This window comes from Clostridium sp. HMP27, assembly GCF_000765165.1.
Taxonomy (GTDB): Bacteria; Bacillota; Clostridia; order Clostridiales; family Clostridiaceae; genus Clostridium_AK.
In genome coordinates this window covers 34,523-50,617 of the sequence record NZ_JMFY01000001.1, presented here as the reverse complement: position 1 = coordinate 50,617, position 16,095 = coordinate 34,523, and the positions used below count along the sequence as shown (strand labels likewise).

At 31.7% G+C, this 16,095-nt stretch carries 14 protein-coding genes, 1 riboswitch and 1 other annotated feature; of the genes, 4 read left to right on the top strand and 10 right to left on the bottom strand.

Annotation, left to right across the window (positions count from 1 at the left end; all coding sequences use genetic code 11):
- Positions 1–164 precede the first annotated feature (164 nt).
- The 6 genes from DP68_RS00250 to murI form a co-directional block, all read right to left on the bottom strand.
- On the bottom strand, positions 165–1,163 hold the full coding sequence (locus DP68_RS00250) for a LacI family DNA-binding transcriptional regulator (RefSeq protein ID WP_035304648.1): 999 nt from the start codon (positions 1,161–1,163) through the stop codon (positions 165–167).
- Between the two features lie 72 nt (positions 1,164–1,235).
- Positions 1,236–4,346, bottom strand: a complete 3,111-nt coding sequence (gene ileS / locus DP68_RS00245) for an isoleucine--tRNA ligase (RefSeq protein WP_035304646.1) — start codon at positions 4,344–4,346, stop codon at positions 1,236–1,238.
- Positions 4,347–4,429: 83 nt separating this feature from the next.
- Positions 4,430–4,646 (bottom strand) — a binding site (T-box leader).
- 71 nt (positions 4,647–4,717) lie between these two features.
- A complete protein-coding gene (locus DP68_RS00240) occupies positions 4,718–6,487 on the bottom strand; it encodes an N-acetylmuramoyl-L-alanine amidase (RefSeq protein WP_052085568.1) in 1,770 nt (589 codons plus the stop codon).
- 138 nt (positions 6,488–6,625) lie between these two features.
- Entirely contained in the window at positions 6,626–7,966 is a 1,341-nt protein-coding gene (locus tag DP68_RS00235; RefSeq protein ID WP_035304643.1) for a Na+/H+ antiporter NhaC family protein, read from the bottom strand.
- A 32-nt stretch (positions 7,967–7,998) separates the two neighbouring features.
- Positions 7,999–8,331 (bottom strand): DUF3870 domain-containing protein, encoded by a 333-nt coding sequence (locus tag DP68_RS00230; protein WP_035304641.1) that lies wholly within the window; start codon positions 8,329–8,331, stop codon positions 7,999–8,001.
- Positions 8,332–8,467: 136 nt separating this feature from the next.
- Entirely contained in the window at positions 8,468–9,271 is an 804-nt protein-coding gene (murI, locus tag DP68_RS00225) for a glutamate racemase (protein WP_035304638.1), read from the bottom strand.
- Between the two features lie 308 nt (positions 9,272–9,579).
- Between murI and DP68_RS00220 the strand changes: the two genes are divergently transcribed.
- Positions 9,580–10,221: an MBL fold metallo-hydrolase gene (locus tag DP68_RS00220; protein WP_035304637.1), complete on the top strand. Its 642-nt coding sequence runs from the start codon at positions 9,580–9,582 to the stop codon at positions 10,219–10,221.
- A 106-nt stretch (positions 10,222–10,327) separates the two neighbouring features.
- On the opposite strand, the gene DP68_RS00215 is transcribed toward DP68_RS00220, so the two are convergent.
- The 3 genes from DP68_RS00215 to DP68_RS00205 are packed head-to-tail and all read right to left on the bottom strand — an operon-like array spanning position 10,328 to position 13,383.
- Positions 10,328–10,693 carry a metalloregulator ArsR/SmtB family transcription factor gene (locus DP68_RS00215; RefSeq protein WP_035304634.1) on the bottom strand — a complete coding sequence of 122 codons (366 nt, stop codon included), beginning with the start codon at positions 10,691–10,693 and terminating at the stop codon, positions 10,328–10,330.
- Between the two features lie 60 nt (positions 10,694–10,753).
- Positions 10,754–11,263, bottom strand: a complete 510-nt coding sequence (nrdG, locus tag DP68_RS00210; protein WP_035304631.1) for an anaerobic ribonucleoside-triphosphate reductase activating protein — start codon at positions 11,261–11,263, stop codon at positions 10,754–10,756.
- Positions 11,263–13,383, bottom strand: a complete 2,121-nt coding sequence (locus DP68_RS00205; RefSeq protein ID WP_035304628.1) for an anaerobic ribonucleoside triphosphate reductase — start codon at positions 13,381–13,383, stop codon at positions 11,263–11,265. The genes nrdG and DP68_RS00205 overlap by 1 nt, the downstream gene beginning before the upstream one ends.
- A gap of 314 nt (positions 13,384–13,697) precedes the next feature.
- Between DP68_RS00205 and DP68_RS00200 the strand changes: the two genes are divergently transcribed.
- From DP68_RS00200 to thiT, 3 genes are all read left to right on the top strand, one after another.
- Positions 13,698–14,696, top strand: a complete 999-nt coding sequence (locus tag DP68_RS00200; protein ID WP_035304625.1) for a DUF3048 domain-containing protein — start codon at positions 13,698–13,700, stop codon at positions 14,694–14,696.
- Positions 14,697–14,741: 45 nt separating this feature from the next.
- Complete coding sequence (locus DP68_RS19395) at positions 14,742–14,918, top strand: hypothetical protein (RefSeq protein ID WP_186428701.1); 177 nt, start codon at positions 14,742–14,744, stop codon at positions 14,916–14,918.
- 61 nt (positions 14,919–14,979) lie between these two features.
- Positions 14,980–15,083, top strand: a riboswitch (TPP riboswitch).
- A gap of 65 nt (positions 15,084–15,148) precedes the next feature.
- A complete protein-coding gene (thiT, locus tag DP68_RS00195) occupies positions 15,149–15,787 on the top strand; it encodes an energy-coupled thiamine transporter ThiT (protein ID WP_035304622.1) in 639 nt (212 codons plus the stop codon).
- A 46-nt stretch (positions 15,788–15,833) separates the two neighbouring features.
- Here the strand turns inward: thiT and DP68_RS00190 are convergent, their stop codons facing one another.
- Positions 15,834–16,025, bottom strand: coding sequence for a ferredoxin (locus DP68_RS00190; protein ID WP_035304620.1), 192 nt, complete (start codon positions 16,023–16,025; stop codon positions 15,834–15,836).
- Positions 16,026–16,095: the final 70 nt, after the last annotated feature.

The window sequence follows — 16,095 nt, the reverse complement described above, 5'->3', positions numbered from 1 at the left end:
CATGTAAATGTTTTTCAAAATTTTTATAATACAATATTTGTTCTGAATTTACATTAATATACAGACTAAATACATAATTAAACACTTATTTTAATTATTAAGCATAAAATAATACACAAAAAATAAAACCATGTAGATTTTTCTACATGGTTTTATTTTTAATTTTATTTTTTAGTGGAGTTTCTTTCAATCATCCTATATGGTAGAACATAATGTTTTTCTTCTACAGGCTGCTTGTTTATTATTTTTATAAGCATTCTCATTCCTACAGATCCCATATCGTACATTGGCTGTGCTACAGTTGTAAGTTTAGGATAAAATATTTCCGATGCATATATGTTATCAAAACCTACTACTTCTATGTTATTTGGCACATCTATTCCCTTTTCTCTTAATGCATTTATAACTCCCATGGCAATTTCATCTCCAGCACAAAATACTGCATCTACCTCTGCCTTATCTAGTATATCCAATATACCTTCATATCCATCGTTAGGTTTCATTCCCCCAAAATGCACAAGATGAGGATTTAAATTTATACCTTTTTCTCTTAATGCTCTTTTATATCCAACATACCTAAGTGCTGCTGCGTTAAAATTTTCTTCGTCTGAACCAATATAGGCAATCTTATGATTTCCCTTATCTATTAAATATTTCACTGCATCATAAGCTGCCTGTTCATTATCTATTACTACACTTGGAAAACTATTATCTTTATCTATGGTCTCTACTAATACTGTAGGAATTTCTAATTTGTTTATAAGCTCAATTGTATTTTTTTCAAGGGAATTACTCATGTAAAGAACCCCGTCTACCATTTTTTCCCTTAGGACTTTTAGATATTCCATCTCCTTTTCTACATCCATGTCTGTATTACACAAAATTATATTGTAGTCATATATATTAGCTACATCTTCTGCCCCTCTTACTATCTCAGGATAAAATTGATTTGATATATCTGGAATTATTATGCCAATAGTGCTAGTTTTCTGCGTTTTTAAACTTCTTGCCACTATATTAGGTCTATAACCTAATTTTTTTATTGCATCTACGACCTTTTTCTTTGTATCATCGTTTACAACGTCTACGTCATTTAAAACTCTTGAAACTGTTGCAATGGAGACTCCTGCCTCTTTCGCAACGTCTTTTATAGATGCTGCCATAATATCACCCCTAAAAATATTTTTATATAAATAGCATGTAGATACGATTTTTATCTACATGCTATGTTTAAATTACTTTATCACTTGTACTTGAAGTTTGAAGTCTTCCCCATTTATCTTAGTATCTACATATTGTACATTTTCATTATACTTTATTTCTATAGATAAAGTTTCTTTTTTAATATTATCTTCAAACTTTTTAACTACATTTTCAAGCTTTTCATTTCCACCTACATAGAGAATTATCTTATCAGATACTTCAAAATTGTTTTCTTTTCTCATATTTTGAACTTTACTTAATATTTCCCTTAGGTGTCCTTCTTCTCTTAGCTCTTCTGTTAAAGTTGTATCAAGTACAACACCCATAGTACCTTCACCTGCAAAAGCAAATCCTTCTAATCCCTGCATTGTAACAAGTAAATTATCTTGATTTAACTCTATTTCTATATCGTTAGCTTTTATTACTATACTTTCTCCAGTTTGAATCTTTTGAGCTAGTTCCATTTGATTCATAGCTCCAAGTTCTTTTCTGATTACAGGTATATATCTACCATAGGCCTTACCAAGTACAGGTAAATTTGGCTTAATATCAAAGTTAACATAACTTGAAAGGTCTGCTCCGAATATTACTTCTTTTATATTAAGTTCATCTCTTATAATATCCCCATAATATTCTTGAAGTGATTTAGAACTTACAAGCATCTTTGAAAGTGGCTGTCTATTCTTTATATTAGCCCCATTTCTAGCGCTTCTTCCGAGCTTAACCATCTTATAAGCCTCTTCCATTTCTCCTTCAAGCTCATTATCTATTAATTCTTCAGCATATTTTGGCCACGGACATAAATGTACACTTTCTTTAGCTGTCTTATCTAATTCTAGTACTAAGTTTTGATATATTTCTTCAGTGATAAATGGTACAAATGGAGCCGCTACTAGTGTTAGCGTAGTAAGAACCTTGTATAAAGTTACATAAGCTCCTATCTTATCATTTGTTAAAGTTTCACTCCAGAATCTTGATCTATTTCTTCTTACATACCAATTAGATAATTCATCTACAAACTCTTCAATAGCAAGGGCTGCTTGAGTTATTCCATAACCATCCATGTTGCTTTCTACAGTTTTTATTAGTGTGTTTAATTTAGAAATTATCCATTTATCCATTACATTTTCACTTACAAAATCTTTATATTGTAATGGATTAAACTGATCTATCTCTGCATATAACACATAAAATGAATATACATTCCATAAAGTACTTAAGAACTTTCTCTGTGTTTCTTCTACGTCTTCCACAGAAAATCTAGTTGGAAGCCATGGCGCACTTGCAGTATAGAAATGCCATCTACAAGCATCTGCTCCAACCTTATCTAATATTTCAAATGGATCTACTACATTTCCCTTATGCTTTGACATTTTAAGTCCCTGTTTATCAAGTACATGACCAAGCACTATACAATTTTCAAATGGATTTGTATCAAATAAGGATGTAGATATAGCCATTAAAGTATAAAACCATCCTCTTGTTTGGTCTACAGCCTCTGAAATGAACTGTGCTGGGAAATTACTTTCAAATATTTCTTTGTTCTCAAAAGGATAATGATGCTGTGCAAAAGGCATAGAACCTGAATCAAACCAGCAATCTATAACCTCTCCTGTTCTCTTCATCTCCTTTTCACAATGAGGACATTTTAATTTAACTTCATCTATGTATGGTTTATGAAGTTCTATATTTTCTGGTACATTTATTCCCTTTTCTTTAAGTTCTGCTACACTTCCTATACATTCTCTATGTCCGCATTCACATTCCCAAATTGGTAGCGGAGTTCCCCAGTATCTATCTCTTGAAATACCCCAATCTATTACATTTTCTAAGAACTTTCCAAATCTTCCTGTTCTTACGTTATCAGGATACCAATTTACTCTGTTGTTATTTTCTAAAAGCTTATCTCTTAGTGATGTCATTCTAACAAACCAGCTATCCTTTGGATAGTATAAAAGAGTTGTGTCACATCTCCAGCAATGTGGATATGAGTGAGTAAACTTCTCTGATTTATAAAGTAATCCTCTCTCTTTTAGTTCTTCAAGAATTTTAGGATCGGCTTTTTTTACAAACATACCTCTCCAAGGCTCGACAGCTTCTACAAACTTACCTTCTCCATCAACAAGATTTATAAGAGGTAAATTGTATTTTTTTCCTGTTTGATTATCATCTTCACCATAAGCTGGTGCAGTGTGTACAACCCCTGTACCATCTGATAATGTTACGTAATCTGCATGCACTACATAAAATGCCTTTTCCTTTGGAGTTACGAACTTAAAGAGCTGCTCGTATTCTGTGCCAAGTAATTCTTCGCCCTTAAATTCTCTTACTATTTCATATTCCCCTTCTATAACCTTAGAAACAAGTTCCTTAGCAAGTATTAGGTACTCATCATTATTTAACACTTCTACATAATCATAAGCCTTGTTTATACTTAATGCTACGTTACTTGGTAAAGTCCACGGAGTAGTTGTCCAAGCTAATATGTATTTATTTTCTTCTCCCCTTACCTTAAACTTTGCTATAGCCGTAGCTTCTTTTACATCTTTATATCCTTGTGCAACTTCATGAGATGAAAGAGACGTTCCACATCTTGGGCAATAAGGTATAACCTTATGTCCTTTGTAAAGAAGCTCTTTTTCCCACATCTGTTTTAATGCCCACCATACAGATTCTATATAATTATTATGATATGTTACATAAGGATTATCCATATCAACCCAGAAGGCTAATTTTTCGGACATATCTTTCCACATAGTTGAATATGTAAATACAGATTCTTTACATTGTTCTATAAATTTTTCTACACCATAATTTTCTATGTCTTGTTTTCCAGAAATCCCAAGTTTTTTTTCTATTTCAAGTTCTACAGGAAGTCCATGGGTATCCCATCCTGCTTTTCTTAAAACTCTATACCCCTTCATTACCTTGTATCTTGGAATCAAATCCTTTATTACCCTTGTTAATACATGGCCTACATGTGGCTTCCCATTAGCGGTCGGCGGCCCATCATAAAAAGTAAAATATTCCCCTTCTTTATTTAGATCAAAGTTTTTATTAACTATTTTTTCATTTTCCCAAAAGCTTAATACATCACGTTCCACTTGTACAAAGCCTTTAGAGTTGTCAATTTTCTTATACATTAAGCAATCCCTCCTGTTATTATTGTTGACCTTCATTTTGTATAATAAACAATTTATATACTAAAAAACAAAAAACTTCGCCCAAATAGGACGAAGTTAAACTCGCTATACCACCTATGGATATAAATTTCAAGCACTTTCATGCCCTATCTCTTAACGCGAGATTACGGATAAGCTTACTATAATTTCAGCATTCAACTCCAAGGTGATTTTCTTTAAACTATAAACTATGGATTTTCACCAATCTCCACTCTCTGTAAGCTATAGACTTTAAATACTTTTCCTTTTCACTGCTTTTAACTAATAATATTAATCTAAGTGAAATTTTATTATATTATAGTATATTAAAATTTTATTGTCAATTGATTTTACTACATTCCTAGTGCTTTAAATATTCCATTTGCCAAAGCCTGAGCAGACTTATCCTGAAATTCTACACTTCTTAGATTTTTTTCCCCTGTAGGATTACTTATAAATTCAAGTTCTGCAAGTATTGCAGGAGCATCTGTATACTTAATAACATAAAATCCTGCTGTTTTGACCTTTCTATCTACAGTCCCAAGTTTACTTAGAAGTTCCTGTTGAACATAGCTTGCTAGTCTTTGACTTGCAGTACTTCCTCCATCCCACCAGTAGGTTTCTGTTCCATTGGCAGCAGGTGTAGCTGAATTACAATGAATAGATACATAGTAATTTGCATTAGCCTGATTTGATATTAATACCCTCTTTTGTAAATCTAGAGAAACATTAGATGGCCATGATACAACATCACTGCTTCGTGTATATACAACTCTTATTCCTTTAGCTTCTAGTAGCTTGCCAAGTTTTAAACCTACAGATAGAGCAACATCTTTTTCCTTAAGTCCTGTAGGTCCTACAGCCCCAGGATCATATCCTCCATGTCCCGGGTCTACAACCACAGTATATTTACCGCTTTTAGTTACTAAAATAGTCCATACAATTTTTCCCGAATATCCATCGACAGTTCCTATATGAGTATATGTACCGGCCGTACTTGTATTCACTGAAGGCTTGTCCCACTTCACAGCAACTTGTTCTTTAGTTCCATTATTTCTTGTTGCAGTAACGGTAGTTGGAAGTATAATTGTGCCTCCCTCAGTTACTGACTTTATAACATCTTTTTCTGCGATATCTGTAATAGCTGATGCAGAACTTTTAACTTGCATTATAGCATTTGCTATTCCTTCTGCATACTTATATTGAGTAGCTAAATCAGAAAGCTTATCTTCCTCATCTGGATTACTTAAAAATCCCAAAAACACCTTAGCAGTAGGCATGTTAGGAAGTGCTGTAAACTCTGGCATTGATCCAGTCTTAATCCCCCTATTGATAGCACCTGTTTTTGAGACCATGTTACTTTGTAATAAGCTTGCTAGCGTCTGAGATTTGCTATTTCCCGACATATAGAACGTTTCAAGACCAGAAGCATCCATACTTCCTGCTAAATTGGCATGTATACTTACTACATAGCTGGCACCAGATGTACTAAGCTGTGCAAAACGTGAATTCATATCATCAGCTGCCCAATTTATATCATCATTTATTCTAGTATAGATTACTTCGATACCTTTTTGTTCTAAAATTTCTCCAGCTCTTAATGCTACACTTAAAGCTAAATCCTTCTCTTTCAATCCATTAAGTCCGGTTATTCCATCATCTTGGCCACCATGGCCTGCATCTAATACCACCTTGAAATCATTACTTACTGGTGGATCCACTGGTGAAGACTTTACAGTAAAATTCATTTTTACATCTTGTTTTAACGTATCTCCCGAAGTCTTTTTTACATTTTTGCTTATAGTCAAAGTATAGGTTTTTCCAACTTCATATTTTACTCCTGATTTTAAAGCTACTGTTACGGACCTATTATCCGAATTTAAAACAGGATTTATTCCAATATTCTGCCCAGAATCATCTATCATTTTGAAATTACTTTCATTCACTGAACTCGCATTTATAGGATAATTAAACTTTACATTCCAACTTTTACCTAAATCTGAAATACTATACGTAGTCTTCCATTGCATATAGTCTTCTGCTGCATATACAACAGCATTACTTAAAAACAAGAAACTTAACATAAATGATATTATTAAAAACAGCATTTTGTTTCTTCTCAACTCGCCACCCCCAAAATTTATACTCACATTCATATGTAGCAAGTTTATTATCTTAAGCTACAATTATATTATAATTAGGATTACTTCAGTTTTCCACATAAAATTTAAAATATATTAAAAATTCATCTAAATCTATAATTAGGTAGTTATATTCATATCTTTATTTAACTTTAAACTACCAACTTTATAAAAAACATAACTTACTAGTGGTATAAAATACAAGTAACTTGCATAAAGTTCTGAGCTCACGCTTACATTAAGAGTAGTAAGAGGAACTAGTAATGCAATATTCCAAGGTATAAAGGCTGAAATAACTATAGCTGTGTTTTCTAAATCTATAGCTAAATCATACTTACTTATGGAATTTTTCTCATAAGCATCCCTTACTAACATATGAGTTAATATAACCGATAAGGTCTGGCTACACCCAAAAGCTGCAGTTATTGTGCTTGTAGCAACAGTTGCCAAAAATAGCTGATGCCTATTTTGGGCCTTATTAATTAAGCTCTCTACAGACTTTAACATTTCAGTTCCCTCAAAGATTCCGGTAAAAGATGAGGATATGAATACAGCTATAGATGCTTTTAACATAGATATTACCCCTCCACCTTTCATTATAGTTCTAAGAGGGCTATCATTTTCCATAACATATCCTAAAAATACATATTTAAGAGAACTAACAAAACTGTTATGTTGCACTATCATACTTATAAATATTGCCGCAATTATACTTATAAACATGGATGCCTTGACATTAACCCTACAAAGTGAGAGTAGTAAAATTAAAAATGCTGGTAATAGTACTATAATTCCAACATTAAAAACCTTTACAATTTCATCTGCTATAGTGGATCCAATTGTATTTAGAGGATATTTGTAGGAATAAAATGTATAAAATACTACGGCTAATGCAAATGGGACTATGGCTGTTTTAAACATGTTTTTTATATTTGTATAAAGCTCTGTTTCTGTTAAAGTAGCAACTAAACTAGCGCTAGAGGACATAGGGGAACATCTATCACCAAAATATATTCCAGAAATAATTGCACCTGCTGTAATTACTTCATTTACTCCTCCTCCTCTTGCGACTACAATTAGAGCCAAACCTGCAGTGCTAACAGTTCCAAGAGATGTACCTATAAGAAAGGATACAAATGAACTTATTAAAAATGCAAATAATATGAAAAGTTGTGGCTTTAAAAACTTCATACCATAGAAAACAAGTGATGGTACAGTACCACTAGCCATCCAAACTCCTGTTATCCCACCTATAATTAAAAATATCTTTACTACCACGAGAGATTTTTTTCCACCCTTATACGCCATTTTTAATACATCTTTTATAGGAAATCCTTTTCTTGTTGCAGTGTATATAAATAACATAAGGCTTAGTATAAGAGGATACCCTATATATACCCCTTTAAGTACACTACCTATAAGAATCACAAAACAAATTATAAAGGTTACTATAATGTCCACCCATCTTTTCTCCTTTTATATTTATTTTATTGTTACTTTTTGTGTTTTTTTAATTCTACCAAATACTTGTTATGTACATCCTTAAGGGCTACAATAAGAGCTTTTTGTGAAGTCCCAAAAAATCTTTCTTGTATTTCACAAATAATTTTTTGAATGTCATCTACTATGTTGTGTTCAATTATAATAGATTTTATAAACTCTACAGTAATGGGGCTTATAGCATTACATGCTATATCAACTATCTGTGATGTGTCCTTATTTATTATTACTCCTAGGAAAAAAATGTTATACTGCACTGTGATTGGATCACTGCTATTAGAATGTGCAATTCCCGTGATGTATATTGTGTTCTTTTCATATTTCATCATCTTTCCTCCTCTTAGATATTACGGAAAATCTTATATTAAAATTATACAATAATTTATTACGGAATTGTTAAAAAATTAAATATTTTACACAAAAATTCAGACTGTTATTTAAAATAACAGTCTGAATTTAAAATTAAACTAAAGCTAGCTCTTTTTCATATTTAATTATTTCTTCAGGCATTTTCATATTTAACATATTCATTATTACATTATATGGCTCTGATACTCCTGTAGTATATACTTTAAAGCTTCCATCCCCTTCTTCTTTTAAAAGAGAATTTTCCTTTAAGTAATTTATAACAGCTACAGCTTGCTCATATGCAGGATTTATAAAATTTATTTCTGGATAGCATTCTTCAAATATATCCTTTATTATAGGATAATGAGTACAACCAAGTATTACATGTTTAATATCTCCACCAGCCTTTAACACATCTTCCATATGAATTCTTATAGCTCTTTTAGCCTCTTCCCTATCTATCTTTCCACTATCAACCATAGCAGCAAGCTCTGGTGAACCTTTTCCATATACCTTTATATCTCCTAGCATTCTATCATAATATCCACTTTTTACAGTAAAATTGGTAGCTATTAATCCCACTTTATCTACACTTAAACTATTTTTAATGTAATCTACCACTGGATCTATAACCTTTATTATTTTCACATCATAATCTGCTGCTATCTTATCTATGATAGTTGATATTGTATTGCATGCTACGGCTATCACCTTAGCTCCTTCACTAATTAAAAATTCTATAGCTCCTCTGGTAAGGTGTATTATTTCTTCTTCTGTTTTATTTCCATAAGGTACATTTTTATTATCCCCAAAGTATATTAGGTTCTCTGTTGATATTAGTTTTTGAAGTTCCTTTACTGTAGTAAGTCCACCTACTCCTGAATCCATTACTCCAATAGGGTTATTTTTTGTTAACATATAACCATCCTCCTCAAAAAATATAAGCCGGTTCTCTTAATATTTAAGAAAACCGGCTTCATCATACTTATGTATACAAATTTTTAATATTCGTCTGCATACCGCTATAATGAACAGTAATTATTTAATTCGTTTTATGAGAATATTATAACAATAGAAAATCAGCTTGTCAACAAAAAGCTTATTTTCTTATTTTCAGAAAAATATCTCTCATATGTACGTTTTTAAAAATTTCTTAAATATATAAAATAAAGAACTATAAATAGAGTTATAATATAACTACTATAATTTTAAAAGAGGTGCTATACATGAAAATTACTTGGCTAGGCCATTCTTCATTTTTAATTGAAGATTCTAAAGGCAGGAAGATTCTTACCGACCCCTTTGATGAAAGTGTAGGATATAAAACTTTCAATGGAGATGTAGATGTTGTAACAATAAGTCATCATCATTTTGATCATGATTTCACGAAAAACCTAGACTCATCAAAAGTTCATATACTAGACAAGGTTGGAGCATTTAACCTATGCGATATTCCCATTATAGGGTTCCCATCTTTTCACGATGAAACAAAGGGTACTAAGCGCGGAGAAAACACTATATATGTAATTACTGTAGATGGTTATAAAATATGCCATTTGGGGGATTTAGGGCACACTCTAAGTAAAGATGAAATTATTTCCCTGGGAAATATCGATATCCTGCTGATACCTGTAGGAGGAAATTACACCATTGACGCTAAAACAGCTTATGAACTTACAAAATCCTTAAAAAGCCGTATAATTATACCCATGCATTACAAAACTCCTGCACTTTCTTTCCCACTAGATGGCGTGGAGAACTTTTTAACATTTATGAAAAATGTAAAAAAGTCAAATGACAACTTTATAAATATAACTGGAGACATTTCTGACATGACCAATGAAGTCTTCATATTAAATTACAAATAAAAGGGGCTGTCGCATTAAGAAATTAAACCTCAATATATTGTTTTAGAATTTAAAAATCTAATACAATATATTGTAGCTTTTATTCTTTGTGCGACAGCCCCCTTTTTTAATTATGTTCTACATGCTCTAAAGAAGCATTTAGTATATGCTCTATATGTTCATCATCAAGAGAATAATAAACAACCTTACCTTCTTTTCTAAACTTAACAAGCCTTGCAGCCTTTAATGTTCTAAGTTGATGAGATATAGATGATTGACTCATATCTAAGAGCTCTGCTATATCACAAACGCATAATTCCTTTTTTAAAAGAGCATATATGATTTTTATTCTAGTATAATCCCCTAAAACCTTGAATAACTCCGCAAGTCCCATAAATGTATTATTATCAAGCATATCCTTTTTTACACATTGCACACAATCGCTATGTATTTCACAGCATCCACAAACTTCTATATCTCTTGTGTCTTTCATTTTTTCACCCCTACAAATGAAATTCGTTAATATGTATTATATATGTTTTATATTAATACTTCAAGGAATGAATAATATAACTTCCCTTTTTTCAAGTGATTTTTTAACATCTATTATTCGCTGATTTGAAGATCCCTTATACTTTAATTTTCTGTCCTTCTTGCCTTCTTCAAACCTTCCATCTACCAATATATCTATTTGATTTAGCAATTCCATCCACTGTTTATTATTAGATATATCATTTGTAATCTCTTCAAAGGTAAATCCAGTGTAACACCAAATGTTTAAGTCAAGTTTTCTTATTTCACTAGCCAATCTTGATAAAACCTGTGCTTGCTCAAAGGGTTCTCCTCCAGAAAAAGTAACTCCTTTAACCACTGGAATATTATTTTTAATTCTTTGAAGAACTTCCTCTATTAAAACTTTATCTCCGTAGTCATAATCCTGCATAGCTTCATTATGACAACCCTTGCATTTATGGTTGCATCCTGAAACATATACCACTGACCTCAACCCTTCTCCATTTGTAAGTGAATTATCTAAAAAACCTGCTATTTGCAAATAGTTCATTATAAATTACCCTTATTGTAAAATGAAATATGATTAGTATGAGATAACCTGTCATTTCTTTCAGCTACTTTTCCTGCTCCAAATCTTTCATCTAGACTTAAATATCCTGTAACTCTAGAAATCCCTTGAATATTTTCACTACCACATTTAGGGCAATTATCTTCTTCATTATTTAAATAAGTTCCGCATTCCTTACAATATTTAATATGAAAGTTTATCCCTAAATAATTTATATTAGTATAACTATAAGCATAGCTTAAAATATCCATTATTACATCTTCTGTTGGGTAATCATCTAACTCTATATATGTTATATGCCCGCCATTGCATATTGCATGATAAGGCGCTTCTATATCTATTTTATCCTTTATAGATATTGGAAATCCAACTGGTATATGATAACTGTTTGTATAGTACTTTTTATCTGTAACTCCCTTTATTTCTCCAAATATCTTTTTATCCTGTAATACAAATTTGCCACTTAAACCCTCTGCTGGAGTTGCATAAGCACTCCAATTCAATTTTGTCTCTTCTGTAGCTTTGTCTGTGAAGTTTCTTATATATGATATTATCTTTATTCCTAGCTCCCTTGCATGCTCACTTTCACCATGATGATGTGAAGTTAAGGCAATTAATGTCTCTGCAAGTCCTATAAACCCTATTCCCCAAGTACCTTGCTTTAATATTGGTTCTATAGAATCATCAGGAAGCAATCCTTCTGAGCCCTTCATAAGTCCCTGCCCTGCTACAAATGGAAGATCCTTGACCTTTAATCTCTTAAGTATCTCATATCTATGGATTAATGATTCCTTAGCTAATTCTAATCTACCTTGTAAAAGTTCAAAGAACTTATCTAAGTCACCCTTTGCAAGTATCCCTACTCTAGGTAAATTTATAGTTGTGGGTGCAATGTTCCCTCTTCCCTTTACCTCTGCTTCTCCATTTATATTTGATTGAACTCGAGTTCTACATCCCATAGTTGCTGGAATATATCCTTGATTATAGTATTCAAGATTAAAGTCTGCATCTATATTCATAAAAGTTGGATTCATTCTTTTACTTGCTACTTTACATGCAAGTTTAAATAGATAATAGTATGGATCTTCCTTCTTTTTATTTACTCCATCCTTTACCCTAAATATTATATTTGGAAATACTGGTTGTTCTCCATTACCTAATCCCTTTTCATACTCCAAAAGGAATATTTCGCATACTAATGCTGCATCATCATTTTCTGGTATTCCTATATTAATTGAACTAAATGGAACCTGGGATCCCGCACGAGAATGCATAGTGTTTAGGTTGTACACTATACCCTGCATAGCCTGCTCTATGGTTTTTCTAAGCTTCTTATGTACTATAGAATCAATCTTATCTTCATCCATACCATATTCCCTTAATTCTCTCGCGATCTCCTGTCTAGTATAATCTACAAATACTCCCATATCATTATCAAAATTAGGATGAGATTGCCCACCGAACATATCATTTTGTGTGGATTGTAATAATATACATGAAAGCTCTGCTGCTGACTCTATTCTCCTAGGAGGTCTTATAGTTCCATATCCTGTATTAAACCCTCTCTCTAAAACTTCTCTAGTAGGTATATGTAAACAATTTGTTGTCAAATTGTAACTATCAAGATCATGATAATATACATCTCCATTCTCATGTGCTTTAGCTAAATGTTTAGGCATACTTGCAAGATTATGCCACTTATTTGACTCACTAGCTATTCTTAAAAGCTTAGATGAGAAGTTATTTCCTACATTGGCATTATCTCTATCGGTTTCCACTCCAATTTTTTCTATAGCCTTCATTAAATCTGACTTTATTTCACGTATATTTGTTCTTTCTCTTCTATAATTTGAATATACAAAACCTATTTCTTTATATTCACTTCCAACTAAAACTTTTTCTACTATGTTTTGTATTTCTTCTACAGTAACTTCTTGAACTTCTCTTTGCTCCAAACTAGAAATTATCTTTTGAGTTAAATCTATAAACTCACTTTCTCTTATTTTATATCCAGTTTCCTCTGCCGCTCTCTTTATGGCACTTGTAATTTTCATAGAATTAAAAGAGACCTTTCTTCCGTCCCTTTTTACAACATGTAGCATACACATAATCCTCCCCTACTATATATTGCGCAAACACTAACCCATTATACTATGCAAAATGTTTTTATACCAGCTTATAAAACCAGTTTATAAAAAGCTATCTCCATGTTTAACTCCTTCTTCTTATATTTTTTACTGTTATTCTAATAATAAGTTTATTATTTTTTAAAAGAGAGTTATTTGCAGTAAAATCACTTAAAAGTGAATAATTAACATTAAATACGCCTAAATATAAGGTTTATAAGTTTGATTATAAAATCCATAAAATGTAAAATTATTCTAAAATGAATTTATTTTATGGTGGGGGCGGTATTATGAAAAAGCTTATATCTTTTATTTCAATAATTCTTATACTTTTATTATCAAGTTGTACTCAAAACACTAAAAATATCCAAGATAAATCAAAAGATAACATAGTTGAAAAGGCAGAAAAATATATATCGCCTTATACTGGAGAACAAGTCTCTAAAGATGCCTTGAATAATATTCCCTTTATGGTTATTGTAGAAAATTCTAAGGATGCTCGCCCACAATCTGGCCTTGTAGATGCTGATATAGTATATGAAACCATGGCCGAAGGAGGAATTCCAAGATTCATTGCCTTATTTCACAAAAATAGTCCTGAAAAAATTGGTCCAGTTCGAAGTGCGCGACCTTACTTTTTAGACTTATCTAAACTTCATAAATTACCTTTTGGACATTGTGGATATAGCGAAGAAGCTAAAACTCAAATTGAGACTGAAAATTTGCCAAGCTTAAATGAATTTATATATGAAAAGTATTATTGGCGGGATAAGTCTAGAAAGTATGAACATAGCTTATATACATCCACAGAAAATATGAGAAATTTAATTTCAGAAAAAAATCTTATAGCTAAACCTACATCAACTTATAATTTTAATAAATCCTATTGGGAAAATTCAAATCTTGATAGTTCTAGTTCAGTTACTATAAAAGTAAATAAATATTACAATACTTCTTATATACTTAAAGATGGCTTATATGTTAAATATATGGATGGTACCCCTTCTGTAAATAGAGACAATAATATTCCTATACAAGCAAAGAATATCGTTATTCAGCTTACAAACATAACACTTCAAACTGATAATTTACATGTTGATATACGACTAATTGGTGAAGGAGATTGCCTAGTTATAAGCAACGGTAAAGTAGTTAAGGGAAAGTGGAAACAATCTAGCTTAGATTCCAGTACAGAGCTTCTAGATAATCTCGGAAATCCTATCCCTTTAAATATAGGAAATACTTGGTGGCACATACTAGATAAAAAAGCAAACATTAAAATAAAATAATTTACTTAATTATAGGCAATACTAACTAAAAAGGAGGTATTGCCCATGAAAGGTCGGATAATAGATTTAATAGGCTCAGATGCCCTAGTTGCTTTAGAAGATGGTACTACTATGGAAATTAACAGACTTACGTTATCTGAGCATATAAAGCTCGGAGATATGGTAAATGTAGATCCTAGTCCCCTTCATCCTGGAAATGATAAACTTGTAGACTTCTTTTAATAAGTACAACGTTCTTGAAAATACATATATAATACTATATAATAAGTTATATAAAATTAATAAACCGTGCTAGAGGTGCCGAACTCGGCTGAGAAATGATTTAGTCATTAACTCTTATCACCTGATCTGGATAATACCAGCGTAGGGAAGCAGTCTCGACTCGCTTTATAAGGTATTCCAGTGCTGGAATACTTTTATTTTTTATATCCTTTAGCACAAAGGAGGCTATTATGAAAACTTTACAAAGTGGAATCTTAGAATTATCTAAGTATCCTCTAACCTTATTAACCCTTGCAGGAGTAATTTTAATAATACTGGTATTTATAAGACTTAAGAAGATTACCTTAACCGTAAGAATAATTTCTCAATTAAGTATTGGTCTTGCATTATCTGTACTCCTTAATTTATTTAAGATCGCAGAATTACCTAGCGGAGGAGCTATTACATTAGGTGGAATGGTACCTATTATTCTTCTTTCATTATTTTATGGACCTGAAATAGGATTTCTAACTGGTTTTATGTATGGTATATTAAGCTTAATTTTAGGACCTTATATCCTCCATCCTGTACAGGTATTATTTGATTATCCTTTACCATTTATGGCACTAGGTCTTGCAGGCTTTTTTAAAGACAAAAAATTAATTGCCACAGTTATAGCTGTATTAGGAAGATTTACATTCCACTTTATTTCAGGTGTGGTATTTTGGGGAAGTAATGCTCCAGAGGGAATGTCACCTTATTTATACTCCCTTATATACAATGCTTCTTATTTAGCAATAGATGGGTTAATTTGTATTGTAATACTTACACTAATTCCTGTTAATCAAATATATTCCATTTTAAATAAAAATTCAATTCATAGTCATTAAATGAAAAGCATGTAATGAAAATCATTACATGCTTTTATTATTTTTATTATTCTACTTTTATGGCATTAGTTGGGCAACTTCCTTCTGCTTCTTTTGCAGCATCTTCTGAACCTGATGGAACTTCATCTACTACAACTGTTGCTTTTCCAGTACTGTCATCCATTTCAAATACATCCCCAGCTATTGCTGGACATAGTCCACATGATATACAAAGATCCTTATCAACATATGCTTGCATAATACAATTCCTCCTTTTACTTTGAACTATATATATTTTACCCCACTCGTCATTCTTTATTACTATTTTA

Coding starts and splice junctions, on each gene's coding strand:
- DP68_RS00220 (WP_035304637.1), top strand. CDS start 9,580: ATGAAAATTACTTGGCTAGGCCATTCTTCATTTTTAATTGAAGATTCT.
- nrdG (WP_035304631.1), bottom strand. CDS start 11,263: ATGAACTATTTGCAAATAGCAGGTTTTTTAGATAATTCACTTACAAAT.
- ileS (WP_035304646.1), bottom strand. CDS start 4,346: ATGTATAAGAAAATTGACAACTCTAAAGGCTTTGTACAAGTGGAACGT.
- DP68_RS00230 (WP_035304641.1), bottom strand. CDS start 8,331: ATGAAATATGAAAAGAACACAATATACATCACGGGAATTGCACATTCT.
- thiT (WP_035304622.1), top strand. CDS start 15,149: ATGAAAACTTTACAAAGTGGAATCTTAGAATTATCTAAGTATCCTCTA.
- DP68_RS00250 (WP_035304648.1), bottom strand. CDS start 1,163: ATGGCAGCATCTATAAAAGACGTTGCGAAAGAGGCAGGAGTCTCCATT.
- murI (WP_035304638.1), bottom strand. CDS start 9,271: ATGTTAACAAAAAATAACCCTATTGGAGTAATGGATTCAGGAGTAGGT.
- DP68_RS00205 (WP_035304628.1), bottom strand. CDS start 13,383: ATGCTACATGTTGTAAAAAGGGACGGAAGAAAGGTCTCTTTTAATTCT.
- DP68_RS00200 (WP_035304625.1), top strand. CDS start 13,698: ATGAAAAAGCTTATATCTTTTATTTCAATAATTCTTATACTTTTATTA.
- DP68_RS00215 (WP_035304634.1), bottom strand. CDS start 10,693: ATGAAAGACACAAGAGATATAGAAGTTTGTGGATGCTGTGAAATACAT.
- DP68_RS00190 (WP_035304620.1), bottom strand. CDS start 16,025: ATGCAAGCATATGTTGATAAGGATCTTTGTATATCATGTGGACTATGT.
- DP68_RS19395 (WP_186428701.1), top strand. CDS start 14,742: ATGAAAGGTCGGATAATAGATTTAATAGGCTCAGATGCCCTAGTTGCT.